This is a genomic window from Dellaglioa algida DSM 15638 (genome assembly GCF_001434695.1).
In the GTDB taxonomy this organism is placed as follows: Bacteria; Bacillota; Bacilli; order Lactobacillales; family Lactobacillaceae; genus Dellaglioa; species Dellaglioa algida.
In genome coordinates this window covers 17799-44009 of the sequence record NZ_AZDI01000010.1, presented here as the reverse complement: position 1 = coordinate 44009, position 26211 = coordinate 17799, and the positions used below count along the sequence as shown (strand labels likewise).

At 37.2% G+C, this 26211-nt stretch carries 41 protein-coding genes; 40 read left to right on the top strand and 1 reads right to left on the bottom strand.

Going from position 1 to position 26211, the window contains the following annotated elements; genetic code table 11:
- Window positions 1-4 precede the first annotated feature (4 nt).
- The 34 genes from rplD (at window position 5) to rpsI (ending at window position 18298) form a co-directional block, all read left to right on the top strand.
- Window positions 5-628: a 50S ribosomal protein L4 gene (gene rplD / locus FC66_RS06835; RefSeq protein WP_057974641.1), complete on the top strand. Its 624-nt coding sequence runs from the start codon at window positions 5-7 to the stop codon at window positions 626-628.
- Window positions 628-912, top strand: a complete 285-nt coding sequence (rplW, locus tag FC66_RS06830; protein WP_057974640.1) for a 50S ribosomal protein L23 — start codon at window positions 628-630, stop codon at window positions 910-912. Before rplD ends, rplW begins: the two co-directional genes overlap by 1 nt.
- Before the next feature lie 31 nt (window positions 913-943).
- The gene (gene rplB / locus FC66_RS06825) at window positions 944-1777 is read left to right on the top strand and encodes a 50S ribosomal protein L2 (protein ID WP_057974639.1); all 834 of its coding nucleotides are present in this window, start codon (window positions 944-946) and stop codon (window positions 1775-1777) included.
- Between the two features lie 45 nt (window positions 1778-1822).
- Window positions 1823-2104 carry a 30S ribosomal protein S19 gene (gene rpsS, locus FC66_RS06820; RefSeq protein ID WP_057974638.1) on the top strand — a complete coding sequence of 94 codons (282 nt, stop codon included), beginning with the start codon at window positions 1823-1825 and terminating at the stop codon, window positions 2102-2104.
- Between the two features lie 14 nt (window positions 2105-2118).
- Entirely contained in the window at window positions 2119-2472 is a 354-nt protein-coding gene (gene rplV / locus FC66_RS06815; protein WP_057974637.1) for a 50S ribosomal protein L22, read from the top strand.
- A gap of 13 nt (window positions 2473-2485) precedes the next feature.
- Window positions 2486-3142: a 30S ribosomal protein S3 gene (gene rpsC / locus FC66_RS06810; RefSeq protein ID WP_057974636.1), complete on the top strand. Its 657-nt coding sequence runs from the start codon at window positions 2486-2488 to the stop codon at window positions 3140-3142.
- Between the two features lie 3 nt (window positions 3143-3145).
- A complete protein-coding gene (gene rplP, locus FC66_RS06805) occupies window positions 3146-3580 on the top strand; it encodes a 50S ribosomal protein L16 (protein ID WP_057974635.1) in 435 nt (144 codons plus the stop codon).
- Window positions 3570-3764 (top strand): 50S ribosomal protein L29, encoded by a 195-nt coding sequence (gene rpmC / locus FC66_RS06800; protein WP_057974634.1) that lies wholly within the window; start codon window positions 3570-3572, stop codon window positions 3762-3764. The genes rplP and rpmC overlap by 11 nt, the downstream gene beginning before the upstream one ends.
- A 25-nt stretch (window positions 3765-3789) precedes the next feature.
- Complete coding sequence (gene rpsQ / locus FC66_RS06795) at window positions 3790-4056, top strand: 30S ribosomal protein S17 (RefSeq protein WP_057974633.1); 267 nt, start codon at window positions 3790-3792, stop codon at window positions 4054-4056.
- Between the two features lie 52 nt (window positions 4057-4108).
- Window positions 4109-4477, top strand: coding sequence for a 50S ribosomal protein L14 (gene rplN, locus FC66_RS06790; RefSeq protein WP_057974632.1), 369 nt, complete (start codon window positions 4109-4111; stop codon window positions 4475-4477).
- Window positions 4478-4509: 32 nt separating this feature from the next.
- On the top strand, window positions 4510-4818 hold the full coding sequence (gene rplX / locus FC66_RS06785) for a 50S ribosomal protein L24 (protein ID WP_057974631.1): 309 nt from the start codon (window positions 4510-4512) through the stop codon (window positions 4816-4818).
- A 27-nt stretch (window positions 4819-4845) separates the two neighbouring features.
- On the top strand, window positions 4846-5388 hold the full coding sequence (gene rplE, locus FC66_RS06780; RefSeq protein ID WP_057974630.1) for a 50S ribosomal protein L5: 543 nt from the start codon (window positions 4846-4848) through the stop codon (window positions 5386-5388).
- A gap of 18 nt (window positions 5389-5406) precedes the next feature.
- On the top strand, window positions 5407-5592 hold the full coding sequence (locus FC66_RS06775) for a type Z 30S ribosomal protein S14 (protein ID WP_057974629.1): 186 nt from the start codon (window positions 5407-5409) through the stop codon (window positions 5590-5592).
- Between the two features lie 34 nt (window positions 5593-5626).
- Window positions 5627-6025 (top strand): 30S ribosomal protein S8, encoded by a 399-nt coding sequence (gene rpsH / locus FC66_RS06770; protein WP_057974628.1) that lies wholly within the window; start codon window positions 5627-5629, stop codon window positions 6023-6025.
- Between the two features lie 30 nt (window positions 6026-6055).
- Window positions 6056-6592, top strand: coding sequence for a 50S ribosomal protein L6 (gene rplF / locus FC66_RS06765; RefSeq protein ID WP_057974627.1), 537 nt, complete (start codon window positions 6056-6058; stop codon window positions 6590-6592).
- A gap of 53 nt (window positions 6593-6645) precedes the next feature.
- On the top strand, window positions 6646-7002 hold the full coding sequence (gene rplR / locus FC66_RS06760) for a 50S ribosomal protein L18 (protein ID WP_083478987.1): 357 nt from the start codon (window positions 6646-6648) through the stop codon (window positions 7000-7002).
- Window positions 7003-7021: 19 nt separating this feature from the next.
- The gene (gene rpsE, locus FC66_RS06755; RefSeq protein WP_057974625.1) at window positions 7022-7522 is read left to right on the top strand and encodes a 30S ribosomal protein S5; all 501 of its coding nucleotides are present in this window, start codon (window positions 7022-7024) and stop codon (window positions 7520-7522) included.
- 12 nt (window positions 7523-7534) lie between these two features.
- Window positions 7535-7717 (top strand): 50S ribosomal protein L30, encoded by a 183-nt coding sequence (gene rpmD, locus FC66_RS06750; RefSeq protein ID WP_057974624.1) that lies wholly within the window; start codon window positions 7535-7537, stop codon window positions 7715-7717.
- 45 nt (window positions 7718-7762) lie between these two features.
- Complete coding sequence (rplO, locus tag FC66_RS06745; RefSeq protein ID WP_057974623.1) at window positions 7763-8197, top strand: 50S ribosomal protein L15; 435 nt, start codon at window positions 7763-7765, stop codon at window positions 8195-8197.
- Window positions 8197-9492 (top strand): preprotein translocase subunit SecY, encoded by a 1296-nt coding sequence (gene secY / locus FC66_RS06740; RefSeq protein ID WP_057974622.1) that lies wholly within the window; start codon window positions 8197-8199, stop codon window positions 9490-9492. Before rplO ends, secY begins: the two co-directional genes overlap by 1 nt.
- Window positions 9493-9567: 75 nt before the next feature.
- Entirely contained in the window at window positions 9568-10230 is a 663-nt protein-coding gene (locus tag FC66_RS06735; protein WP_284060691.1) for an adenylate kinase, read from the top strand.
- A 197-nt stretch (window positions 10231-10427) separates the two neighbouring features.
- Window positions 10428-10646, top strand: a complete 219-nt coding sequence (gene infA / locus FC66_RS06730; RefSeq protein WP_057974621.1) for a translation initiation factor IF-1 — start codon at window positions 10428-10430, stop codon at window positions 10644-10646.
- A gap of 35 nt (window positions 10647-10681) precedes the next feature.
- On the top strand, window positions 10682-10798 hold the full coding sequence (rpmJ, locus tag FC66_RS06725) for a 50S ribosomal protein L36 (protein ID WP_057756760.1): 117 nt from the start codon (window positions 10682-10684) through the stop codon (window positions 10796-10798).
- A gap of 24 nt (window positions 10799-10822) precedes the next feature.
- Entirely contained in the window at window positions 10823-11188 is a 366-nt protein-coding gene (rpsM, locus tag FC66_RS06720; protein ID WP_057974620.1) for a 30S ribosomal protein S13, read from the top strand.
- A gap of 28 nt (window positions 11189-11216) precedes the next feature.
- The gene (rpsK, locus tag FC66_RS06715) at window positions 11217-11606 is read left to right on the top strand and encodes a 30S ribosomal protein S11 (RefSeq protein WP_057974619.1); all 390 of its coding nucleotides are present in this window, start codon (window positions 11217-11219) and stop codon (window positions 11604-11606) included.
- Window positions 11607-11691: 85 nt separating this feature from the next.
- The gene (locus FC66_RS06710; protein ID WP_057974618.1) at window positions 11692-12630 is read left to right on the top strand and encodes a DNA-directed RNA polymerase subunit alpha; all 939 of its coding nucleotides are present in this window, start codon (window positions 11692-11694) and stop codon (window positions 12628-12630) included.
- Window positions 12631-12657: 27 nt separating this feature from the next.
- Entirely contained in the window at window positions 12658-13038 is a 381-nt protein-coding gene (rplQ, locus tag FC66_RS06705; RefSeq protein ID WP_057974617.1) for a 50S ribosomal protein L17, read from the top strand.
- Window positions 13039-13291: 253 nt separating this feature from the next.
- On the top strand, window positions 13292-13813 hold the full coding sequence (locus tag FC66_RS06700) for a GNAT family N-acetyltransferase (RefSeq protein ID WP_057974616.1): 522 nt from the start codon (window positions 13292-13294) through the stop codon (window positions 13811-13813).
- A 169-nt stretch (window positions 13814-13982) separates the two neighbouring features.
- On the top strand, window positions 13983-14828 hold the full coding sequence (locus FC66_RS06695) for an energy-coupling factor ABC transporter ATP-binding protein (protein ID WP_057974615.1): 846 nt from the start codon (window positions 13983-13985) through the stop codon (window positions 14826-14828).
- Window positions 14804-15682, top strand: a complete 879-nt coding sequence (locus FC66_RS06690) for an energy-coupling factor ABC transporter ATP-binding protein (protein ID WP_157052006.1) — start codon at window positions 14804-14806, stop codon at window positions 15680-15682. Before FC66_RS06695 ends, FC66_RS06690 begins: the two co-directional genes overlap by 25 nt.
- Complete coding sequence (locus FC66_RS06685; RefSeq protein ID WP_057974613.1) at window positions 15675-16469, top strand: energy-coupling factor transporter transmembrane component T family protein; 795 nt, start codon at window positions 15675-15677, stop codon at window positions 16467-16469. The genes FC66_RS06690 and FC66_RS06685 overlap by 8 nt, the downstream gene beginning before the upstream one ends.
- Before the next feature lie 12 nt (window positions 16470-16481).
- Window positions 16482-17246 carry a tRNA pseudouridine(38-40) synthase TruA gene (gene truA / locus FC66_RS06680; protein ID WP_057974612.1) on the top strand — a complete coding sequence of 255 codons (765 nt, stop codon included), beginning with the start codon at window positions 16482-16484 and terminating at the stop codon, window positions 17244-17246.
- A gap of 202 nt (window positions 17247-17448) precedes the next feature.
- Entirely contained in the window at window positions 17449-17892 is a 444-nt protein-coding gene (rplM, locus tag FC66_RS06675) for a 50S ribosomal protein L13 (protein WP_057974611.1), read from the top strand.
- Between the two features lie 13 nt (window positions 17893-17905).
- Complete coding sequence (gene rpsI / locus FC66_RS06670) at window positions 17906-18298, top strand: 30S ribosomal protein S9 (RefSeq protein WP_057974610.1); 393 nt, start codon at window positions 17906-17908, stop codon at window positions 18296-18298.
- Window positions 18299-18420: 122 nt separating this feature from the next.
- On the opposite strand, the gene FC66_RS06665 is transcribed toward rpsI, so the two are convergent.
- Window positions 18421-18729 (bottom strand): helix-turn-helix domain-containing protein, encoded by a 309-nt coding sequence (locus tag FC66_RS06665; RefSeq protein WP_057974609.1) that lies wholly within the window; start codon window positions 18727-18729, stop codon window positions 18421-18423.
- Window positions 18730-19148: 419 nt separating this feature from the next.
- Here FC66_RS06665 and FC66_RS06660 point away from each other — a divergent pair, with 419 nt between their 5' ends.
- The 6 genes from FC66_RS06660 to FC66_RS08090 all read left to right on the top strand — a co-directional run bounded on the left by FC66_RS06660 (window position 19149) and on the right by FC66_RS08090 (window position 26101).
- A complete protein-coding gene (locus tag FC66_RS06660) occupies window positions 19149-20999 on the top strand; it encodes an AAA family ATPase (protein WP_057974608.1) in 1851 nt (616 codons plus the stop codon).
- A gap of 16 nt (window positions 21000-21015) precedes the next feature.
- Window positions 21016-21597: a hypothetical protein gene (locus FC66_RS06655; protein WP_057974607.1), complete on the top strand. Its 582-nt coding sequence runs from the start codon at window positions 21016-21018 to the stop codon at window positions 21595-21597.
- A 102-nt stretch (window positions 21598-21699) separates the two neighbouring features.
- Complete coding sequence (locus tag FC66_RS06650) at window positions 21700-22065, top strand: hypothetical protein (protein WP_057974606.1); 366 nt, start codon at window positions 21700-21702, stop codon at window positions 22063-22065.
- A 400-nt stretch (window positions 22066-22465) separates the two neighbouring features.
- Complete coding sequence (locus tag FC66_RS06645; protein ID WP_057974605.1) at window positions 22466-23950, top strand: DUF6287 domain-containing protein; 1485 nt, start codon at window positions 22466-22468, stop codon at window positions 23948-23950.
- Between the two features lie 299 nt (window positions 23951-24249).
- Window positions 24250-25728 (top strand): ribosomal protection-like ABC-F family protein, encoded by a 1479-nt coding sequence (gene abc-f, locus FC66_RS06640; protein WP_057974604.1) that lies wholly within the window; start codon window positions 24250-24252, stop codon window positions 25726-25728.
- 229 nt (window positions 25729-25957) lie between these two features.
- Window positions 25958-26101 carry a hypothetical protein gene (locus FC66_RS08090; protein WP_057974603.1) on the top strand — a complete coding sequence of 48 codons (144 nt, stop codon included), beginning with the start codon at window positions 25958-25960 and terminating at the stop codon, window positions 26099-26101.
- Window positions 26102-26211: the final 110 nt, after the last annotated feature.

Below are 26211 nucleotides of genomic sequence, written 5' to 3'. Positions count from 1 at the left end.
CAAAATGCCAACAGTCGCATTATTAAAACAAGATGGTACTAAAAATGGTGAAGTTGAATTAAACGACGCTATTTTTGGAATCGAACCTAACGACAATGTCATTTTTGACGCCGTAATCATGCAACGTGCATCATTACGTCAAGGAACTCATTCAGTTAAAAACAAAAGTGCAGTTTCAGGTGGTGGTAGAAAACCATGGCGCCAAAAAGGTACAGGTCGTGCTCGTCAAGGATCTATCCGTAGCCCACAATGGCGTGGTGGTGGTGTCGTATTTGGCCCTACTCCTCGTTCATACAGTTACAAATTACCTAAAAAAGTTCGTCGTTTAGCTCTTAAATCAGTACTTTCACAAAAAGTATTGGATAATGGCGTGGTTATGGTCGATGCTCTTAGCTTCGAACAACCAAAAACAAAGGCTTTCAAAGAAGTTTTAAGTAACTTAGATATCAACAAAAAAGTATTAATAGTTCTTGAACCTGGCAATGATTTCGTTGCTTTAGCAGCTCGTAACTTACCAAATGTTACAGTAGTAGAAGCTAAAGGTGTTAACGTTCTTGACGTTATCAACAACGACAAATTAGTCATGACTCAAGCAGCTCTTTCTCAAGTAGAGGAGGCTCTTTCATAATGGAATCAAGAGATATTATCTTACGCCCAGTCATCACCGAAGCAGCAATGGACAGAATGGCTGATAAAGTTTACACATTCGACGTTGATACTCGCGCAACTAAAATTGAAGTCAAAAAAGCTATCGAAGATATTTTTGGCGTTAAAGTTGTTAAAGTAAATATCATGAATGTTAAAGGTAAGTTAAAGCGTCAAGGTCGCTATGCCGGTTATACTAAAAAACGCCGTAAAGCAATCGTTACTTTAACTGCCGACTCAAAAGAAATTCAATTATTCGAAGAATAATCTAAAATTTTGTAAATAGGAGGAAAATAACGTGGGAATTAAAAAATTCAAACCAACCACTAACGGTCGTCGTAATATGACTGGTTCTGATTTCTCAGAAATTACTAAATCAACTCCTGAAAAATCATTACTAGAATCAAAAAGCAGAACTGCCGGCCGTAATAACTATGGTCGCATTACTGTTCGTCACCGTGGTGGTGGTCACAAACGTCAATACCGTTTGATCGATTTCAAGCGTGTTAAAGACAATGTAACAGCAACTGTTAAAGCAATCGAATATGATCCAAACCGTTCAGCTAATATTGCATTATTACAATATACTGATGGTATCAAATCATACATCATTGCTCCTAAAGGATTAGAAGTTGGCATGATGGTTCAATCTGGTAAAGAAGCAGATATCAAGGTTGGTAACGCATTAGCTCTTCAAGATATCCCAGTTGGTACAATTATCCATAATATAGAATTAAAACCAGGTAAGGGTGGACAACTTGCTCGTTCAGCCGGTGCTTCAGCACAATTACTTGGTAAAGAAGGTAAATACGTTCTTGTTCGTTTGACATCAGGCGAAGTTCGCATGATCTTGTCAACATGTCGTGCATCTATCGGTGCTGTCGGTAACGAACAACACGAATTAATCAAAATCGGTAAAGCTGGTCGTGCTCGTTGGGCCGGTAAACGTCCTACAGTTCGTGGATCAGTTATGAATCCTAACGATCATCCTCATGGTGGTGGTGAAGGTAAAGCTCCAATTGGTCGTCCATCACCTATGTCTCCTTGGGGTCAAAAGACGATGGGTTACAAAACACGTTCAAAGAAAAACCAATCAGACAAATTTATCGTACGTGGACGCAACAAAAAATAATAATTTGCTTGTTGCTTAAGCTATATTCCGGAAGGAGGATTCACATTGAGTCGTAGTCTAAAAAAAGGACCATTCGTCGATGAACATTTGATGAAAAAGGTCGAAGCACAAACTGATCAAGAAAAGAAAACAGTTATCAAGACATGGTCACGTCGTTCAACAATCTTCCCTAACTTCATTGGTCTAACAATCGCTGTATATGATGGACGCAAACACGTTCCAGTATTTATGCAAGAAGATATGGTTGGTCATAAGTTGGGTGAATTTGTTCCAACACGTACTTTCCGTGGTCACGGATCTGACGATAAGAAAACTACAGTTAAATAAAGGAGGTTATACACATGGCTGAACAAGTAACATCAGCAAAAGCAACCGCCAAAACTGTTCGTATTCCAGCGCGTAAAGCTCGCTTGGTAATCGATCTTATCAGAGGTAAAAGTGTTGCTGAAGCTATCGGTATTTTGAGATTTACTCCCAGAGCCGGAAGCCCAATCATTGAAAAAGTTTTACTTTCTGCTGTAGCTAATGCAGAAAATAATTTTGATTTAGATGGTGAAAACTTAATTATTAGTGATATCTTTGCTAACGAAGGACCAACGTTAAAACGTTTCCGTCCTCGTGCCAAAGGATCAGCTTCACCAATTAATAAACGTACGAGTCACATTACAGTAGTTGTATCTGAAGCTACAAAATAAGGAGGGATAACGCGTGGGTCAAAAAATAAATCCAACGGGATTACGTGTAGGTATCATTCGTGATTGGGATTCAAAATGGTATGCAGAAAAAGATTTTGCAAACTACCTTCATGAAGATTTACACATCCGTAAATACATTCAAGAAAAATTAACCGACGCTTCTGTCTCTATCGTTGAAATCGAACGCGCTGCAAAACGTGTTAACGTTTCAATCCATACTGCTAAACCTGGTATGGTTATCGGTAAAGGTGGAGCTGAAGTTGAAAAACTTCGTAAAGAATTAAATGATTTAACAGGTAAACGTGTGCATATCAACATTGTTGAAATCAAACGTCCTGATTTAGATGCTCAATTAGTCGGCGAAAACGTTGCGGAACAATTAGAAAACCGTGTCGCTTTCCGTCGTGCCGTTAAACAAGCTATGCAACGTACAATGCGCTCTGGTGCCAAAGGTATCAAAGTTCAAGTTGCTGGCCGTCTTAACGGAGCTGATATGTCTCGTGTTGAAAGCTACTCAGATGGTACAGTTCCATTACATACCTTAAGAGCAGATATTGACTACGCTTGGGTTGAAGCAATGACTACTTATGGTAAATTAGGCGTAAAAGTCTGGATCTACCGTGGCGAAATCTTACCAGCTAAGAAAAACGCTGTGAAAGGAGGGAAATAACCTATGTTAGTACCTAAACGTACAAAATTCCGTCGTGAATTCCGTGGTAAAATGCGTGGGGAAGCTAAAGGTGGCAAAGAAGTCGCTTTTGGAGAATTCGGTTTACAGGCTCTTGAATCATCATGGATCACTAACCGTCAAATCGAAGCTTCTCGTGTCGCAATTAACCGTCATATGAAACGTGGTGGGAAAGTATGGATTAAAATTTTCCCTCATAAATCATATACTGCAAAAGCAATTGGTGTTCGAATGGGTTCTGGTAAAGGTGCTCCTGAAGGATGGGTAGCTCCAGTTAAACGTGGAAAGATCATGTTTGAAGTTGCCGGTGTTCCCGAAGAAGTTGCTCGCGAAGCTTTACGCTTAGCATCAAACAAACTTCCAGTGAGAACTAAAATTGTAAAACGTGAGGAAGTAGGTGGCGAATCACATGAAGGCTAAGGAAATTAATGAATTAACCACTGCTGAAATGATTACCAAAGAACAAGAATTTAAAGATGAATTGTTTAACTTACGCTTCCAATTAGCTACCGGTCAATTAGAAAATACCGCACGCTTAAGTGAAGTACGTAAAACAATTGCTCGTATTAAAACGGCATTACGCCAACAAGAATTAAACAAGTAGATTACGAAAGGGAGGCCATTTACGCATGAGTGAAACTCGTAACCAACGTAAAGTCTATCAAGGACGCGTTGTATCCGACAAAATGGATAAAACGATTAGTGTTCTTATCGAAACATACAAGACACACAAAACCTACGGTAAACGTGTGACTTATTCTAAAAAATTCTATGCACATGATGAAAATAACGAAGCGAAAATCGGCGATATCGTTCAAATTATGGAAACTCGTCCGTTGTCAGCAACTAAGAGATTCCGTTTATTAGATATCGTTGAAAAAGCAGTTATTGCTTAAGCATAATTGCCATTCGTATTTCTAATTTGCTATTGAAAGGAGGACACTTACTGTGATACAAACAGAAAGTCGTTTAAAAATTGCCGACAATTCAGGCGCAAAAGAAATCTTAACTATTAAAGTTTTAGGTGGATCAAAGCGTAGAACTGCTAATATCGGTGACGTTATTGTTGCTACTGTTAAACATGCAACACCAGGTGGTGTTGTCAAAAAAGGTGAAGTTGTTAAAGCCGTAATCGTACGTACAAAATCAGGTGCTCATCGTGCTGATGGTTCTTACATCAAATTTGATGAAAATGCTGCTGTTATCATCCAAGATGACAAGAGCCCTAAAGGTACACGTATCTTTGGACCTGTTGCACGTGAATTACGTGATAACAATTTCATGAAGATTGTTTCTTTAGCACCCGAAGTATTATAAGAAATCCATCGGAAAACAAGGAGGTGCGCTAAATGTTCGTCAAAACTGGTGATAAAGTTCAATTAATTGCAGGTAAAGATAAAGGTAAACAAGGTACTGTTACTAAAGTTTTCCTTAAACAAGACCGTGTGATTGTTGAAGGTATCAATATTGCAAAAAAACATCAAAAACCTAGTAACTCGAATCCACAAGGTGGCATCGTGGATATTGAAGCACCAATTCACGTTTCAAACGTGATGCTTGTCGACCCTTCTACAAACGAACCAACTCGTGTTGGCTTCAAAGTTGTAGATGGTAAGAAAGTTAGAGTTTCTAAAAAATCAGGTGAAACTGTTAAATAGACCTACTGAAAGGAGGACACTTTCTTCATGACTAACCGTTTAAAAGAAAAGTTCACTAATGAAATTACACCATCTATGATGGAAAAATTTAACTACACATCAATTATGCAAACACCTCAAGTTGATAAAATTGTTATCAACATGGGTGTTGGTGATGCTGTTACTAATGCTAAAAATTTAGATAAAGCTGTTGAAGAATTAGCTTTGATCTCTGGTCAAAAACCATTGGTTACTAAAGCTAAGAAATCAATCGCTGGCTTCCGTTTACGTGAAGGCATGCCAATCGGTGCAAAAGTTACTTTACGTGGCGAACGCATGTACGATTTCTTAGATAAATTAGTTTCAGTTTCATTACCTCGTGTGCGTGATTTCCGTGGCGTTAGCAATAAAGCCTTTGATGGCCGTGGTAACTATACTTTAGGTGTTCGCGAACAATTAATTTTCCCAGAAATCGATTTTGATGATGTGGATAAGGTTCGTGGAATGGATATTGTTATTGTTACAACTGCTAATACTGATGAGGAATCAAAAGAATTACTCACACAATTGGGTATGCCGTTTTCTAAATAATAAGGAGGTTACAAAGCTTTGGCTAAAAAATCATTGATTGCAAAGAACAAACGTCCCGCAAAATTCTCTACGCAAGCTTACACACGTTGCGAACGTTGTGGTCGTCCACATTCTGTTTATCGTAAATTTAAATTATGCCGTATTTGTCTTCGTGACCTTGCTCACAAAGGCCAAATTCCTGGTATGAAAAAAGCTAGTTGGTAAATTTAAAAAGATAAGTTAAAGGAGGGTAAACTCAATGGTCATGACTGATCCGATCGCAGACTTTTTAACTCGTATCCGTAATGCAAACATGGTACGGCATGAGTCTTTAGAAGTACCTGCTTCAAAAATCAAACGTGATATCGCCGAAATCCTTAAAAATGAAGGTTTCGTACGTGATATCGAATACATCGATGATGACAAACAAGGTATTATCCGTGTATTTTTAAAATTTGGAAAAGACAATGAACGTGTAATCTCTGGTATTAAACGTATTTCAAAACCAGGATTACGTACGTACGTTCAAGCTGATGCAGTTCCTAAAGTATTAAATGGTTTAGGAATCGCAGTTATCTCAACATCAGAAGGTGTGATGACAGATAAAGATGCACGCGCCAAACAAATTGGTGGCGAAGTCTTAGCATACATCTGGTAATCAATTAATTCGTAAGGAGGTGTCACTCGCGTGAGTCGTATAGGTTATAAAGAAATCGTTCTTCCTGCTGGTGTAGAAGTTACACAAGAAGGTCAAATGGTTACAGTAAAAGGCCCCAAAGGTGAATTAACTCGTAAGTTTTCTAGTGCTATTACAATGCATGTAGAAGGTCTTTCAGTTAAATTTACTCGTGAAAGTGACGATAAAAGCACTCGTGCCTTACATGGTACAATGCGTGCCAACGTAAACAACATGGTTCTTGGAGTTACAGAAGGTTTCAAAAAAGAACTTGAGTTGATTGGTGTTGGTTATCGTGCACAATTACAAGGGAAAAAATTAGTATTAAATGTTGGTTATTCACATCCAGTGGATTTTGAAGAACGCGCAAACTTAACTGTTGAAGTTCCTGCAAATACAAGCATTATTATTTCAGGTATCAGTAAACAAGAAGTTGGCGATCTTGCCGCAGAAATTCGTGCCGTTCGTCCTCCAGAACCTTATAAAGGTAAAGGAATTCGTTACGTTGGCGAACATGTTCGTCGTAAAGAAGGTAAAACAGGTAAATAATGCTGCTTAGCATTACTTACTTTGTTTTTGAATAAAATCAAGAGGTGAAAATTGTGATTACAAAACCAGATAGAAATAAAACACGTTCAAAGCGTCATTTACGTGTTCGTGGTAAGATTTCTGGAACTGCAGAGTGCCCACGCTTAAACGTATTCCGTTCAAATAACCACATCTACGCTCAAGTAATTGATGACGTAGCGGGTGTAACGCTAGCAAGTGCCTCAACAATGGATAGTGATGTAACAGGCGATAGCAAAGTAGCAAAAGCTACTGCTGTCGGCGCATTAGTTGCTAAACGCGCTAATGACAAAGGTATCAAAGCTGTTGTTTTTGATCGTGGCGGATACTTATACCATGGACGCGTTGCTGCTTTAGCTGAAGCAGCTCGTGAAAATGGATTAGAATTCTAAGAAAGGGAGGAAATAGTTTATGACTTTCATTGATCCAACTCATTTAGATTTAGAAGATCGTGTTGTTGCGATTAACCGTGTTACTAAAGTTGTAAAAGGTGGACGTCGTCTACGTTTTGCTGCATTAGTTATTGTCGGTGATCACAATGGTCATGTAGGCTTCGGTACAGGTAAAGCTCAAGAAGTTCCTGAAGCAATCCGTAAAGCAGTTGAAGATGCTAAAAAGAACTTGATTGACGTACCTATGGTCGGTACGACACTTCCTCACGAAGTTCTCGGTCAATACAGTGGTGGACGCATTATGCTTAAACCAGCTGTTGAAGGTTCTGGAGTTGCCGCTGGTGGTTCAGTTCGTGCCGTTATGGAACTTGCTGGAGTATCAGATGTAACAAGTAAATCATTAGGTTCAAATACACCAATCAACGTTGTTCGCGCAACAATGGATGGTTTAAAGAAAATGAAGAGTGCTGAAGAAGTTGCTGCATTACGTGGCGTTTCTATCCAACACTTAGCTGACTAGGAGGACTAAAACATGACAGATTTGAAAATTACATTAAAACGCAGTGTCATCGGACGTCCTCAAAATCAACGCGAAATCGTTAAAGCTTTCGGTTTACACCGTATTAGCAGCTCTGTTATTCGTCCTAACGACGCAGTAACACGAGGCGTTATCGCAAAGATTTCTCATTTAGTGGACGTTGAAGAAGTTAAATAACATCAACATCTTGTTTGCAGTTTAAAATAAGGAGGTGCCAACCCTATGAAATTACATGAATTAAAACCAAGTGAAGGTTCTCGCTCAGTACGTAACCGTGTCGGACGTGGAACATCTTCTGGTAATGGTAAAACTTCTGGACGTGGTCAAAAAGGCCAAAAAGCCCGTAGTAAAGTACGTTTAGGTTTTGAAGGTGGACAAATGCCTTTATTCCGTCGTATGCCAAAACGTGGATTTAACAACATTAACCGTAAAGAATATGCAGTTGTCAATTTAGATAGCTTAAACAAATTCGAAAACGGTGCTGAAGTAACACCAGCTTTACTTGTTGAATCAGGTATTGTTAAGAACGAAAGATCAGGAATTAAAATTTTAGCTTCCGGCGAACTTAACAAGAAATTAACTGTTAAAGCAGGTAAATTCTCAGCTGCTGCTAAAGAAGCTATTGAAGCTGCCGGTGGTCAAACAGAGGTGATCTAATGCTTAAAGTGATGAAAAATGCATTAGCCGTGAAAGAAATCCGTCAAAAGATTTTTTTCACTTTATGCGTTTTAATTGTCTTTCGCTTAGGTACTTTTATAACAGTTCCTGGAATTAACCATGCTGCAATTGCTAGTGCAACAAGTAGTAACTTAGTTAGTCTTCTTAACACTTTTAGTGGTGGTGGATTAACTAACTACTCGATTTTCGCAATGGGGGTTTCACCCTACATTACCGCTCAAATTGTTATCCAATTACTACAGATGGACATTGTTCCTCGTTTTGTAGAATGGAGTAAGCAAGGTGAAGTTGGTCGTCGTAAATTGAATCAAGCTACGCGTTACCTAACAATTGTTTTAGCATTTGTTCAGTCTGTGGGTATCACTGCAGGGTTAGACTCATTGAGTAGTTTAGGTTTGGTTAAAAATCCAAGTACGGAAACATATGTTGTTCTGGGCATTATTTTAACAGCCGGAACAATGTTGACGACTTGGTTAGGTGATATGATTACTGAACGAGGTATTGGGAATGGTGTTTCCATGTTAATCATGGCAGGTATCGTTTCTCGTATCCCGGGTGGTATTAAACAGATTTTTAATGAACAAATTGTCCAAGCTGATAAAGGTGATCTTTGGGGGGGCATCTTGTTCATAGTAATCTTGTTCGTTGCAATTTTTGCAATCGTAACTTTTGTAACATATGTTCAACAGGCTAACTATAAGATTCCAATTCAATACACAAGACGAGTTGCTGGTGCGACGGATAGTTCATATCTGCCACTTAAGGTAAACGTTGCGGGTGTTATCCCCGTTATTTTTGCGAGTTCATTCATTGCAACTCCCCAAACTGTGCTTTTGGCTTTCCAAAGCTCACAAGGGGACGCGACTTGGTACAAAGTATTGAGTCAAGTTTTCAATATGCAAACGACATACGGTGCCATTCTTTATACCGTATTAATTGTCTTGTTCACATTCTTCTACGCTTTCGTTCAGGTAAATCCTGAGAAACTCTCAGAGAACTTACAAAAACAAGGAAGTTACATTCCAAGTGTTTGGCCTGGTAAAGCAACAGAAAAATATGTTTCAAAATTATTGATGCGTTTAAGTACCGTTGGTTCATTATTCTTAGGATTTGTTGCTTTAATTCCATTATTAGCATCAAGTATGTTTGGATTAGATGAATCAATTGGTTTAGGTGGTACTAGTCTGTTGATTGTTGTTGGTGTTGCTCTTGAAACAATTCGTCAATTAGAGGGTATGATGATGAAACGTAAGTACGTTGGATTCATTAGATAATCGATAAAAACAAATTTTAAACTGGGAATTAGGTTAGGCTGATGCCTAACCATTTCTCATATTAGGAGGATATTCATGACTAAAATGAACCTGATGTTAATGGGTTTACCTGGTGCAGGTAAGGGAACACAAGCTGAAAAGATTGTCGACGCTTTCCACATCGCTCATATCTCTACGGGGGACATCTTCCGTGCAGCAATGAAAAATGAAACACCAATGGGACTTGAAGCTAAAAAGTATATTGATCGTGGCGATCTTGTTCCTGATGAAGTCACAAATGGCATTGTCAAAGAACGATTAGCTGAGGATGATATTCAAGATGGCTACATGCTTGATGGGTTTCCAAGAAATATGGCGCAAGCTGTTGCCTTGGACGAAATCGGTAAAGACCTTGGAAAACCTCTTAACGCAGTCATTGACATTCATGTCGATCCTGAATCTCTAATTGAACGTTTAACTGGTCGTTACATTTGTCGCAACTGTGGTGCCACTTATCACAAAATCTTTAACCCCACAAAGGTTGAAGGAACATGTGATCGTTGTGGTCATCATGAATTTTATCAACGTGAAGATGACAAGCTTGAAACGGTTAAGAACCGTTTAGAAGTTAACATCAAAATGAATACACCGTTATTAGATTTTTATGAACAACGTCATCTATTGTATACAGTAGATGGCAACCGTGATATTGAAGATGTATTTGCAGATATTGAAACGATTTTAAACAATCTCAAGTAATCTGAGTATTCCGCCGCAAAGTAATTGTGCCGGAGTGACTAACTTGCATCTGAGATAGCGGTATGATAGAATAATTCCGGTTTATCTTTTCAGGAGGATATTTTTTATTAATATCCTGATAAGAACGGGTGAGAGTCTCTATTTCTCACCATTTTTACATGTAAAGTTAAAACACGATTTTAAGGAGGTACATTTACGTGGCGAAAGAAGAAGTAATTGAGATTGAGGGTACGGTCCGTGAAACGTTACCCAATGCGACTTTTCGAGTAGTACTTGAAAATGATCATGAAATTTTAGCTCATGTCTCAGGTAAAATCCGTAAGAATTATATTCGTATTTTACCTGGTGATAAAGTGACGGTTGAAATGTCTCCTTACGATTTAAGTAAGGGTCGTATTACTTATCGCTTTAAATAGATTGTACTTCAAAAACTTTTAGGAGGTATAATTCAATGAAAGTAAGACCATCAGTAAAACCAATGTGTGAACATTGTAAAGTTATCAAGCGCAAAGGTCGAGTTATGATCATTTGTAGCGCAAATCCAAAACATAAACAACGTCAAGGATAATAAAAATTAGGAGGTGTAATTGTTATGGCTCGTATTGCAGGTATTGATATTCCACGTGATAAAAGAATCGTGGTAGCATTAACTTACATTTATGGAATCGGTAATACTACTGCTGCTAAGATCTTGGTAGAAGCAGAAGTATCAGAAGATATTAGAACTCGTGATTTAACAACTGACCAAGAGGATGCAATCCGTAAAGTTGTTGATCAATTCAAAATTGAAGGTGACTTACGTCGCGAAATCAGTTTGAACATTAAACGTCTCCAAGAAATTGGAACGTACCGAGGCATGCGTCATCGTCGTGGTTTACCAGTTCGTGGACAAAACACGAAAAACAACGCTCGAACACGTAAAGGCCCAGCTACATCAATTGCAGGCCGCAAGAAATAATTACTAGATTAAGGAGGTAATACTATTTATGGCAACTAAGAAAGTTTCTCGCAAACGCCGTGTTAAAAAACATATTGAAGCCGGTGTTGCACATATTCATTCTACTTTTAACAATACACTTGTTATGATTACTGATGTTAACGGTAACGCCGTTGCATGGTCATCAGCTGGTGCATTAGGTTTTAGAGGTAGTCGTAAATCTACACCATTCGCAGCACAAATGGCAGCAGAAGCTGCAGCTAAAGGCTCAATGGAAAACGGTATGAAAACCGTTGAAGTAGCTGTTAAAGGACCTGGTTCTGGCCGTGAAGCCGCAATCCGTGCTTTACAAACTACTGGTCTCGAAGTAACCGCAATTCGCGATGTTACTCCGGTGCCTCATAATGGATGTCGTCCTCCAAAACGCCGTCGTGTTTAACGTGGATTAATATTCATTACGGAGTTGAACTTCATAATGTTTTCACTAGATTACACGTTACGTTTTGAAAGGGGTAAAGATAAGAATGATTGAATTTGAAAAACCAAATATTCATAAGATAGATGAAAGTCCTAACTATGGTAAATTTGTTGTAGAGCCACTTGAACGCGGTTATGGTACGACATTAGGTAATTCACTTCGTCGGATTCTACTATCTTCCTTACCAGGTGCATCTATTACTAATATTCAAATTGATGGCGTTTTACATGAGTTTTCAACTATTGAAGGCGTATTGGAAGATGTTACTCAAATTATCTTGAATATTAAGAAAGTTGCTTTGAAGTTAGCTGCTGACGAAGACCAATCCATCGAAATCGATGTGAAAGGTCCCGCAGAAGTTACTGCCGGTGACATCATTGGCAACAGTGATGTTGAAGTGTTAAATCCCGACTTGTACATTTGTACAGTCGCAGAAGGCGCATCTTTTCATGTTCGCATGAACGCTAGTAATGGTCGTGGATATGTATCTGCTGATCAAAACAAAGCGGAAGATATGCCAATCGGCGTATTACCAATTGACTCCATTTATACCCCAATCGAACGTGTGAACTACCAAGTAGAAAAAACACGTGTTGGTCAAAAAGATGATTATGACAAATTGACACTTGATGTTTGGACTAACGGTTCAATTACACCAAGCGAAGCCATTAGTTTGTCGGCTAAAATTTTAACTGAGCATTTGACTTTATTCGTTGATTTAACCGATGAAGCTAAAAATGCCGAAATTATGGTTGAAAAAGAAGAAACGCATAAAGAAAAAATGCTCGAAATGACGATTGAAGAACTTGATTTATCAGTTCGTTCATACAATTGTTTGAAACGTGCTGGTATCAACACGGTTCAAGAATTGACGAATAAATCCGAAGCTGACATGATGAAGGTCCGTAACTTAGGACGTAAATCGTTGGAAGAAGTTAAAGCTAAATTAGCTGCGCTTGATTTATCATTACGTCATGATGACTAATATTATATAGAGGGAGGGAACCTATTCATGAGTTACCGCAAATTAGGACGTACAAGTTCTCAACGTAAAGCAATGTTACGTGATTTAACAACAAGTCTTATTATCAACGAACGAATTGTGACTACTGAAGCTCGCGCTAAAGAAGTACGCAAATCTGCCGATAAAATGATTTCTTTAGGTAAACGTGGTGATTTGGCTTCACGTCGTCGTGCTGCTGCTTTCGTAAGAAACACAGTTGCTGACGTGAAAGAAGATGGTGACGATGTCACTGTTCAATCAGCATTACAAAAATTATTTTCTGATGTAGCTCCTCGTTACGCTGAACGTAATGGTGGATACACTAGAACTATGAAGACAATGCCTCGTCGTGGCGATGCCGCACAAATGGTTATTATTGAATTAGTATAATTCGTTAACAGATAATTTTTCACTTTGATTGATGATTAAAAACAAACGTTATGATGATGGAGTAATCTTAGTCTAGTTTGAAGGTCTTTCACGTTTGTGAATTGCCGGTCATCCTTCATAGTGATTTTTTATTGTCTAATGAGATTTTTAAAAGGGTTCTAAACACATTCAAGTAATGTGTTTAGAACCCTTTTTTTATGTCTGGAAACCTAGTATGATAATAATATTCTTAATCCAATCAGGAGGTAGCCCGATGTCGATTGAAGGTAGTCAACTTTATCGGTATGATCCTAAATATTTATCTGAAATTATTGCATTGTTTAATCGAACGGTTCAAGTCGTTAATCGACAGGATTACTCGCAATTAGAAATTAATGAATGGGTACAGGTGCACCCTGATTTGGACGAGTGGCATCGGCGGTTAACTCAGACGTATAGTTTGGTTGCCATAAGCGACGGAAAGGTCGTTGGGTTTAGTAATATTGATGCAAACGGGCAGATAGATTTATTGTATGTTTTGAGTCATATGATTCGGCAACAAATTGGCACACGATTACTTGCCGAATTAACCAACTACCAAAGACATTATTTACAAACAAAAATACAATCAGTAAATGCCTCAATAACTGCCGTTCCTTTTTTTGAACAACAAGGTTTTAAAGTAGTTCGAAAACAAAATAACTACCGACGACAACAAAATTTAATTAATTATCACATGGTGAGAACTATTGGACCAGAATACGGTTCTCAGCCTGTTCTGAACGGTCACAACTAAATCTCCATCAATAAATAATAAGTGCCTTATAATTGGAAATTAGACTCATAGTGATGAAGATATGGTCGGATTAGGGCGCATAATTAAAAGTATAAAGTTACCGGGTTAATTTTTGCCTGTGATATAATTCAAAACGTAATCTATTTTGTGAAGTGTGAGGACAAGCGGCATGACTGAAGTAATTAAAGTTGATCATTTAAATTATCAATATGAAGCACAAAAAGAACTGAATGAAATGGCGCTCAAAGATGTCTCCTTTACGATTAATAAGGGAGAGTGGGTCGCTATCATTGGTCATAATGGTAGTGGTAAAAGCACGCTATCAAAAAATATTAATGGCCTATTGGCTCCTAAGTCTGGTGAAATTACGGTTGATGGACTTGTGTTATCAACTGAAACAGTTTGGGACATTCGCCGTAAAATTGGAATTGTCTTTCAAAACCCAGATAATCAGTTCGTTGGAGCAACAGTTGAAGACGATGTGGCATTTGGACTTGAAAATAATGGTATTGAACGCAAAGAAATGCAAGAACGTGTCAGAGATGCGCTTGAACGTGTTGACATGTGGCAGTTTGCGGCCAAAGAACCGGCCAGATTATCTGGTGGGCAGAAACAACGGGTCGCAATCGCAGGAATTGTCGCTCTAAGGCCAGAAGTCATCATCTTGGATGAATCAACCAGTATGTTGGATCCTGAAGGTCGTGACGAGGTTTTGAGCTTAATTCATCAACTTAAAGATGAACGTGGGTTAACAATCATTTCAATTACACATGATATTAATGAAGCGGCAAGTGCCGATAAAATTATGGTGATGGATGGCGGACAACTTGTTAAACAGGGAACACCTGCCGAAATTTTTGCGCTCGGCGAACAATTAGTGGATATGGGTTTAGATGTCCCTTATCCGGAACGCTTAAAGGCAGCACTTAAAAAACGTCATTTTGACATTCCGGACGACTATATGACAGAGGAAGGCATGGTAGATTGGTTATGGCAATTAAATTCAACGAAGTAGCCTTTACCTACCAAAAAGGCACACCTTTCGAAAGTCAGGCTCTGCATGATATCAATCTTGAAATTGAGGATGGATCATTTACGGCAATCGTCGGGCACACAGGTTCTGGTAAATCGACGCTGTTACAACATTTAAATGGACTACTAAAGCCTACCGAAGGTGAAATTCAGATTGGTGAGCAGATAATAACGCCAGAAACGCCTAATAAAGCGCTGAACAATTTACGCAAACAGGTTGGAATTGTTTTTCAATTTCCGGAAGCACAACTCTTTGAAGAGACCGTCATTAAAGACGTGGCTTTTGCGCCAAAAAATTTCGGTAAAACAGAATCTGAGGCAGAAGCTATTGCTGCAAAAATGCTACAATTAGTTGGATTGCCAGAGAGTATCTATCAACAGTCTCCATTTGACCTCTCAGGGGGCCAAATGCGTCGAGTAGCAATAGCCGGCATCTTAGCTATGGAGCCTAAAATCCTTGTTTTAGACGAACCTACGGCAGGATTAGATCCTAGAGGCCGCGTTGACATGATGGCAATGTTCGAGGAACTCCATCGTGAACAAAATCTCACAATAATTTTGGTGACGCATCAAATGGATGACGTAGCGAATTATGCAGATCACGCCATTATTATGTCTAAAGGGACGATTATTAAATCGGGTACGCCGAGGGCTGTTTTTTCGGAACCAGATTTTTTATTGAATAACCATTTGAATGTGCCAACAACGACTTTATTTTCAAAAAAACTGACTGAAAAAGGGTTTTCTTTCGCCAATATGCCTTTAACGGAAGCTGAACTCGCTGATGACCTTGTCGCATTATTAAGTCGAAAAGGAGGTCATGACGCAAATGAATAAATTGATTTTAGGACGTTACATAGCAGGTGATTCACTTATTCACCGTCTAGATCCCCGAGCTAAATTAGTTCTGAGTTTCTATTTTGTCGGAATCATCTTCATGGCGAATAACTGGCAAAGTTTCTCGATGCTTTTAATCTTTACGTTGGGCTGTATTTTGGCGTCAAAAATTAGTCTGAGTTTCTTTCTAAAAGGTGTCCGGCCATTAATTTGGTTGATTATTTTCACGGTTGCTCTACAAATGCTATTTTCAAGTGGCGGCCAGATGTATTGGCACTGGGGAATCTTCAAAATTTCAGAGTTTGGTGTGACAAATGGATTATATATTTTTTGTCGATTTATTTTAATTATTTTCATGTCGACATTATTAACGTTATCGACGGCGCCATTACAATTAGCAGACGCGATTGAATCATTATTGAAACCCCTGAAAGCCATTAAATTTCCAGTTTATGAAATTGCCTTGATGTTATCAATTGCGCTACGATTTGTGCCAACATTGATGGATGAAACGGCTAAAATTATGAATGCGCAACGTGCTCGAGGCGTGAATTTTGGTCAAGGGTCGTTGATTAAACAAATGCAGTCAATTATTCCCTTGTTAATTCCATTATTCGTTAGTTCGTTCAATCGAGCAGAAGATTTAGCCATTGCGATGGAATCGCGTGGTTATCAAGGTGGCGAAGGCCGCACGAAATACCGAGTGCTTAAATGGCAAACAACGGATACGATGGCCTTTGTCTTATTTGCAGTCGTAACTGTTGCATTAGTCTATCTCAAAAATTAAGGATGAAGAAATATGTCAGTACGTTATAAAATTACAGTTGCTTATGATGGGGCAGCCTTTGCTGGATTTCAACGGCAACCAAACCAACGAACCGTTGAATCCGTATTGGAAAAAGCAGTCACAATTATGAGTAAGTCAGATGTACCGGTTAGAATTTATGGTTCTGGCCGAACAGATGCAGGCGTTCATGCATTAGGTCAAGTTTTTCATTTTGATTTCATGCATGAAATTCCAGAAATGAGTATGTTAAGGGCTTTGAATAGTTTATTACCGTTGGATGTTCAAGTTAAAAAGGCTGAACTGGTTAGTGACGATTTCCACTCACGGTATAGTACACATGGTAAACGTTACATGTATCGTGTGTCACAAGGAGAGTTCACGGATCCATTCAAACGATTCTACACGGGTCATTATAAATATAAAATCGATATCGCAAAAATTGAAGAGGCGTTACCTGATTTAGTTGGGGAACATGATTTTTCGAGTTTTGTGGCTGCAGGTAGTCAAGTCACCAATCATGTTCGAACGATTTATGAGGCAACCGTGAGAGAAGATAAAGAAAATCATGAAATTATTTTTGAGTTTTATGGTAATGGATTTCTTTACAACATGGTCCGAATTTTAGTCGCAACACTCCTAGAAATAGGGAACGGGCGGCGTCCAGTCCATGATATTCTACGGTTATATGAAGTGAAGGATCGACAACAGGCTCGAGAAACGGCTCCAGCCAGTGGATTATATTTAAAAAAGGTTTATTATCCGGATGAACTAGGGTAATATAGTAGTTATTGACAATATGAATACTAAGACAATTCTAAATCTGAAAAGGTGTTATTTATTTGTGGGATGCCCATAAATTAGATTGACAAATTGACTTTTAATAGTTAATATTATAAATGGTATTGTTTGCCCCACTGATAGGCCCCGGAAACTTATTTGAGTGTCAAACAAACAACATGAAAAAACGGAGGAAACAATCGTGCGTACAACTTATTTAGCAAAAAAAGGCGAAATAGAACGTAAATGGTATGTTATTGATGCAACCGATATCTCTTTAGGTCGCTTATCAACTGTCGTTGCTTCTATCTTACGCGGTAAAAACAAACCAACATTCACACCTAATGTGGATACTGGTGATAACGTTATTGTTATCAATGCAGAAAAGGTTGGTTTAACTGGTCACAAAGCTGACAGAAAATTATACCAACATCATACAGATCATCCAGGTGGTTTAAAGACTCGTACTGCCGGTGATTTCCGTGCCAACGATCCTGAAAAATTGATTGCTTTCTCTGTTAAAGGTATGCTTCCAAAAGGTACTCTTGGTAAAGAACAAGCATTGAAATTACACGTATATCGTGGTGCAGAACATGATCAACAAGCACAACAACCAGAAACTTTAGATATTACAAACTTAATTTAAGGAGGCAATTGAAATGGCTCAAGTCGTATATTCAGGAACAGGTCGTCGTAAAAACTCAGTAGCTCGCGTACGTTTAGTACCAGGTACTGGTAAAATTACTATTAACAACAAAGCAATTGAAGATTACATTCCATTTGCTAACTTACGTGAAGTTGTCTTACAACCATTCAACGCTACAGAAACATTAGGTAGTTATGATGTTTTAGTTAACGCTAATGGTGGTGGCTTCTCAGGTCAAGCTGGCGCAGTTCGCCATGGTATTTCTCGCGCATTGCTTACAGTAGATCCAGATTTCCGTGCCGCTCTTAAATCTGCAGGATTACTTACACGTGATCCTCGTATGAAAGAACGTAAGAAACCAGGTCTTAAGAAAGCTCGTAAAGCAAGTCAATTCTCAAAACGTTAATATACTCGTATATCAACATTTCAAGGCATCTTCCAATTTGGAGGGTGTCTTTTTTACGGAATAAAAATAATTCAGTTATGCTAAAGGCGCACACTATCATGAGTTGATAGTGTGCGCCTTATTTATTTAGTGGTAACTTTATTTGCTCTTTCAATTAAGGAAACAAATTGTAAAATGCTTTCCATCTGCTCATCAGTTAGTCCGCCCATTTTGAATGGTAAATCATCGGAAATCCCAAGTAAATAATCAGCAGATGTATCTAATATAATGCAAATTTTTGTCAACGTTTCAATTGATGGATAAGATAAGCCTTGTTCGTACCCGGAAATAGTTCCTTTACTAACATTTAGACGTATCGATAAGTCCCGTTGTGTAAGACGCTTTGATTTACGAATTGCTTTTAATTTTCCGCCAAAAAAGTCTATAGACATATGATTATCACCTCAATATTAAGGGTATCAAAGATTAATACGTGTTATGCACGTACCAAGTACAACCTATATTGTTAATTTAGTAGAGTTATGATATTATTACTGGTACAAAGTATTGCTTTTGCTGGTACTTTGATAAAAAGATTGTCGGTATACATGGTTGAATAAAACATACGGGATGGCGCTTTATATAGAGAAAAATTTGTTAAAAATAAAAGAAATTTATGTGGTTACTCAGAAATATTTAATTTTTATGAATATTGAAAATAAGATAATATGCGAGACCTTGATAATAGAGATATAAATAATAGATTTCTTTTCATTTTTTATATCCATTAAATAATTCACTCTTTATTTCAACTATTTTCTAACGATATATAGTTTAGTGGTTTTGGCATAATAAAAGGAGAGTGTAAGTTATGGGGAATAATAAAGTATATACAATTGGAAGAAGATTAGGAACTAAACCGAAAGAATACGCCTTTTCAGAGATAGAAGATAAATTAAAAGATGGGGATACAGTTGTCCTTAATTCAGATATCATTGATGCCGTTTCAATTCATGCACAAATTACGATTGATGGAAATGGTTATACTTTTTATGTACCAGAAGGTAAATCGGGAATAAACTTATATAATCATTGTAAGATCGAAAATTGCAATATGGTTCTTGGAGAGAATCGTAGTGGAATTGCGTCACGAGTATCTGGAGTGGAATTACACTTAGAAAATTTTACAGTGGCACATGAATCATCGAAGAATTTTTCCCTTTCCATTAGTGTATGGAAATTTCCTCTGAGTAAATTAATTTGTAATAACGTCGTAATTGATCAAGCACAGCTACGTACTAAAGAATTAAGTGGAGATAGTTTAACACTTGGGTCCGCAGAATTAGATAAAAGTGAAATAACATTTATGGAAAATGAAAAGTGGTCAGCGGTTAAAATAGATTTGGGAACATTAAATGCTGTAAATACTACTACGCTCGGGGTTTCGGGAAGAATTCAAGAACTCAATGCTTTAGAGGTTGGTGTAACTACATATGATAAAAATGATAAAATTTTAATAGATAAATTTACAATGGACATGGGTCTTGATCCTGATGGATTTTTAACAAATGAATTAATTGATGGCTTGAAAATATACGGAAATACTATAATAAAACAGGTTATTTCGCCTGAAGTAAACATTGATAGATATAAGAAATCAGCACGACTATTTTTGATTAATCCTAATAAAGATATAGTAGTAAATATAAGTGGAGAGTGGGCATTTATTAACAGGTGGGGAAATCGTGTTAATCGTGGGAATATAAACTTTAGAAATTATGAAGATAAAACACCTTGGTTTTTTTATGATGAGAGTTCACAGGTAATGTTAGTGGATGCGAAAATTAAACGTAAGAATAAATTTACCCCTAAACCAATCCCTAAGCCAGTACCTAAACCAAAATCAGCACAAAATAAACTTGATGAAATGATTGGTCTCACAGATGTTAAGAAAAAAGTTAAAACGTATATAGCTACAAGTATTGTTAATGAGATGCGGAAAAAAAAGGGTGAACCGGTTAATGAAAGTAGTTTGCATTTAATTTTTAGTGGAGCACCTGGAACAGGTAAAACACAAGTCGCAAGATTACTAGCAAGAATCTTATTTGAAAATGAAATTATTTCAAAACCTGATATAAAAGAAGTAACTGCAAAAGATATGATTGGAGAGTACACAGGACAAACATCTCCTAAAACGCATAATCTAATAATGAAGGCTAAGGGTGGAATTCTTTTTATTGATGAAGCTTATGAATTGGATCCAGAGGGTGGTAATGCTGGTACTTATAAGAGAGAGGCTATAACAACACTAGTTAAAGATATGGATGATTATCGATCGGATTTGATAGTCATTATGGCTGGTTACACTAAAAATATGGAAAAATTATTACAATCTAATCCAGGATTACCCAGTCGATTTGTTAACAAAATAAGTTTTCCAGATTATAGCGCCGAAGATTTGTTAGCAATCACTTATGTACAACTTGGACAACAAAAACAGAAATTAGACGATGATGCTAAAGTAGAACTTGAAAATTATATTTTGAAAGCTAAACAAAATAATCAAGTTGACGGAAACGGGCGTTGGGTTAGAAATATAATACAATTTATTAGTCAAGCTCGTGACGTTCGGATAGTTTCAGATGGTACTCTAAAAACGGATCCAGAAGCATTTAATAAAATAAAATTAACAGATGTTCGTGAAGGAATAGAAAACATTTAATATTGGGGGAAGTAATATGACTTTAAGAGATAGGGCTGGAAATGAGTACGAACAGGTATCAAACGGCAGCACGTCAGATGATACAATGGGGTGCTTTTTACTAGTTGGGGCTGTTATAGTGGGAATTATACTAGTAATATTAGCATTACCGGTTGTTGTTATTTGGAAAATTCTTATCAGGGGATTTTTGAAAGACAAAAATCAAAAGTATAATATAATAATAAATTCATTAAATGGATTTAAACGGTGGACGATAATGATTTGGATAACGATCGTTTATGCTACTCCGTATATCGAAGGTTATTTAACTTCTCAATATACGCGTAGTTATTTAAATACCAGGACCTCACTATACATTAGTTTAGTAGCAATAACGTTAATCGCTATTAATGCATATATGTTAAAAAATAAAAATTTAAATCCGTGGACCGGAACAGAAACTGTAAAATACCAATCTGTAACTCACGCAATTGGTATTTCTGAGTTTATTCTTTTAGGAGTTTTTGCTGTACTGATTCCATTCTCCTTAACGGCAGCAGCAATAATTTCTTTAATAGCCACCATTATAGGTTACTACGTAATTGAAAATTTCTTATGAAAATTAACTTCAGAAATAGAACTAAGTTTTGAGCTTAAAATGTATTTAGATGGGAGTACCTCTAAAAAGAAAGTGTGCTTAAATAAAGTTTGGAGAGAATAAATGAAAAATAAAATTATTATGGGATTTATGATAGTACTGGGAATGATCACTCTTTCGGCATGCGGTTCAAACACCTTGGATGGAAAGTATACGTATAAATCAAATACGTATACTTTTAAGGATAATAGAGTTGAACAAACTGTGGATGGAAAAATTGCTGGACCGGCAGGGACGTATACAGTCTCGGGTAATAAAATTATAATGAAACTTGCAAATATTACTACGGAGGCAAAACTTATAGATGGGAAAAAAGCGTTTAGTATTACCAGCTTACGAGATAGACCACACGGGGAAAACATATTAACGGCTAAAAATAGTAAAGATGGGTTAAAAGCAATTCCTAAACGTAAATATATTAAAGAATGATTAATGCCCTTTTTAGTATTTACTTTAGCTACATTGACTATGAAAAAGTAGATTAGAATTAAATTACATTTAACACTCTTGAGTAAACTTAAACTATTCATAAAAGGACTTACGCGATATTACGTGACGACGACAATGGTGTTACAGGATATAAAAATCGTCTGGTTCGCCAAACGGTTAACTGTCTTAGTAAAAGGGACAACATACGAAAAAAAACAGATAATAGATAGTAATTTTAATGTGAATTTTTGATAAAAAACAAAAAATGCAACATGAATAAATCATAAAGGACTTATTTCCAAGGATTTTTAGGGAATTGGTCTTTTATTTTAAGAAAAATAACCAGTTTGTGATGGTCTGATGCACTTATGGAAATTAATAAATTACGGGGGTAATAGGGATGAAGAACAAAAAAGTTGTATGGGTTGTAGCAATTATAGTTATTTTGGGTGGCGCATTTTACATATATAATCAGAAGCATGACAATGGGCCAAAGATAGAGGAACAGTTAAAAGGAATAGACAAAGAGGCAGTAGTTTTTGAAAAAGAAAAGAATGAAAGTAAGCAATTTAAAGAATTAGAAAAATTGATTAAAGAGTCAGACGAATACAAAAAAGGAACAGAAAAAAATAAAAAAGTCGTAAAACGTTATGATGATTCAATTTATCAAGCTAGAAAATTACTGAAAGATAAAAATGAGACAACTTTTGAAGAAAGTAAGATTACAAATCTGTCTAAAGCATCAACCAAAAATATTACGATGAAGGTAAATTCATTAAAGGTACTTTCTAAGAGACTCGAGATACAAGATGTGACTGTTTACGATAAAAAAGAACTTAATAATTTTAAATCAAAAGTAACTACTTTAAAGAAATCTTATGATAAACAACTTAACAAATCGGATAGCGAGTCAGACCAAAAGTCAGAATCCCAACCAACGAAAGTAAATGAACAAACGGATCAAACAATGGATCTTTCAAAGATTCAACAGGGAGACTATACGAGTTTACTGGGCGATTGGAGAGAGGTTGCCACATCTAGTAATCATCACGACGGAAATGGTAACACATGGGATTCCGCAGACGGCGCCAAACTTTCTGTAACTTTGAACCAACTTACTAATGAATCCATGAAGCTACAAGGTAAGACATTAACTGATAGTAATGGAAGTTCAGCAATGACATTTAAAGTGCAAAATGGATATTTGGCGGCAGATTCTGCGGATCAAATGGCTTCAATATTATGGGGCGTATCTTTTTACCCTAAAGGAGTGACAATGGCTAACTCAGGAGACGATAAGCCAGCGACCATAGACGATTCAAAAGATCGAATCACTGTCCGAACGAGTAACAATAGTTATTTACAGGTTTTTCAAAAAGTTGACGGAAGCACATCTGTTAAAAAAAGTTCAAATGTGAGTTCTACGGATAAGGCAAAGATGGATATTAATGAAATCAAAACGGGTGACTATGCAACCATTGATGGAACTTGGAAAAATAAACATGGACGTGAAATTAATGTAGGACATGATACCATGAAATTTACGGATATCACTGGATATAAGCAGGCCGGTGAAGTGAGAAATTTAAAACTAAATATTCCCGAGTTAAACTTAGCAAATGGTAAACCAAAGTTAGCGGGTCTTTATCAAAGCGGAGATGAATTGATGTATAAGCAGCAACTACAATCGGCAATAACTGATGGGGCGCTAAAATTAAAAGGTTCAGTTTCTCGTTCTGGCTTATTTGTCTTTTTCTTACCCAAGGGAACAAAAGGTGAACTGGTAGCTGGAGACATCAGCAAAGACAAGATAGTGGCCCTTAGTACTCAAGGAGCACTGTCAATGATGGTTACGGAATCGGACGTTTACTATAAAGTTAATTAACATATTTGCCCATCCCCCACAAATATGATAATCTATAACCAATCAACAAACGGGAGTGTGAAGAACATTGAAAAATACAAATCGTTAATCGAATATCTGTCGGCTAAGCATGGGGCGAAGTGTGTCCTTTTATGCGGGTTGGCTATTCAAACGGTTTGCAATTTCAATTCTTTTTCACATCTTAAAGAACCATTTTTTGATGCGTAACGATTGAAGAGCATATAACTGTATGCTCTTTTTTTGTGGACTCAAGTTGAGTGGGCCAATGGTCGACCTCACAAAGAAATGAGGTAATTACCATGGGAACAATACAAATTGAACAATTAAGTTTTCAATATGATGGACAGTTAGCACCAATATTTAACCGAGTTGATTTGCAATTAGACGCGAGTTGGAAGTTAGGGTTAATTGGTAGAAATGGTCGTGGAAAGACGACCTTATTTAGAATTTTACAGAACCAACTGCAGTATCAAGGGAAAATTAGAACCGATTTAGAATTTCAATACTTCCCTCAAACTGTTGAAAAGCCAGAAGAATCCGTCTGGTTAGTTATTAGGCGTGTGACAGGTTTAGAAGATTACGATCAGTGGCAGATTTTAATTGAGTTGGATAAGTTGGGTTTGCCTGAAAGTATTCTGGCAGAACCGTTTAACCAATTAAGTCCAGGGCAACAAACGAAGATATTATTGGCTAGTCTGTTTGTGGGCGAAGGAAAGTTTCAACTAATTGACGAACCAACGAATCATTTAGATGAAGCTGGACGCCAGGTTATTTCTGACTATTTACGGCAAAAATCAGGTTTTATCTTAATTAGCCATGACCGGTATTTTTTAAACGCTATTATAGACCATGTTATCTCCATTGACCGAGCTAAGATTAGCCAGTTTAAAGGAAATTATCGAACATGGGATGAAGAAAATACGGCGCGTAATAACTGGGAGCTCAATGAAAAAGAAAAATTACAGCGCGATATTAAACGGTTAGAAAGTGCGTCGCAGAAAAAAACGGGTTGGGCTAATCAAACGGAAGCCAAAGTCTCCAGTGCAGTCGACCGTGGATTTATTAGTCACAAGTCGGCAAAATCAATGAAACGCGCATTAAGTATCAAAAAAAGAGCCAACAAGGCAGTAGAAGAAAAACGGTCTCTCCTTAAGAATATCGATGTGGCAGAACCTTTAACCTTGAATTTTGAGCGTATCTCGTCAGAAAAATCATTATTAGAAGTTATTGATTTCTCGGCACTCCGAAAGGAAGTGGCGGTCAATCATCCAATCTCATTTAAAGTGAGATCAACGGAGCGACTTGTTATTCAAGGCGAGAATGGATCTGGTAAATCTAGTGTTATTTCAGCTATTTTGAATCATTTAGATTATCAAGGACAACAGCAACTAGCGGCGCCTTTAAAAGTCAGTTGGTTGCCGCAAGATTTTGATGGACTATCTGGCTCATTACAAGATTTTGCCGCAGAAAAGGCTGTTTCATATTCGTTATTATTAGATATGTTAAGAAAATTAGGCTTCGAACGGGATGAATTTACGAAAGATATTAGCCAAATGAGTATGGGGCAGAAGCGAAAAGTAGCGTTAAGTCGCTCATTAGTTGAACCGGCCGATTTATATATTTGGGATGAACCACTTAATTATTTGGACGTGATCACGCGACAACAAATTCAAGATGTCATTATGACGTTTCAACCACCAATGCTAATCATTGATCACGATAAGGAATTTGTTGAGGCGGTAGGGACAAAATTTATTGAAATTAAACGACATATTTGAAAGCTAAACCTTAGCTATTTAACGCTTCTATTGATATAAAGTGAGTCATAATGATATACTGTTACAAGCATCGTTATTTGATTGTATGTTAGTAAGTAATGCATACAAAATTGAAAGAGACCTAGAAGTTGATGATCCAAGAATCGACTTTATTTGAAGGCATTTATTCAGTAGATGAATCTTTAACTTTGAAAAAATTGTTAATTACTAGAGCAAGGAGGACACACCAATGGCTGATAAAGCAAAGACAGACAGAGAAAAAATGTTAGAAATCATTAAAAAGAAACAAACTGACGGTGGTAACTTCAACAAGAAGGCAACTGCTCGAAATGATCGCACTAAAATGCGTAAAGGTCCTAAAATATTTAAATAGTTGTAGGGAAAATAGTTCAGATAATATCTGGGCTATTTTTTTGCAATAAAGTTAGGTGTAATCGATAGTTAGGTTGATGCCAATATGATAAACTTAGCCCATCTAAATAC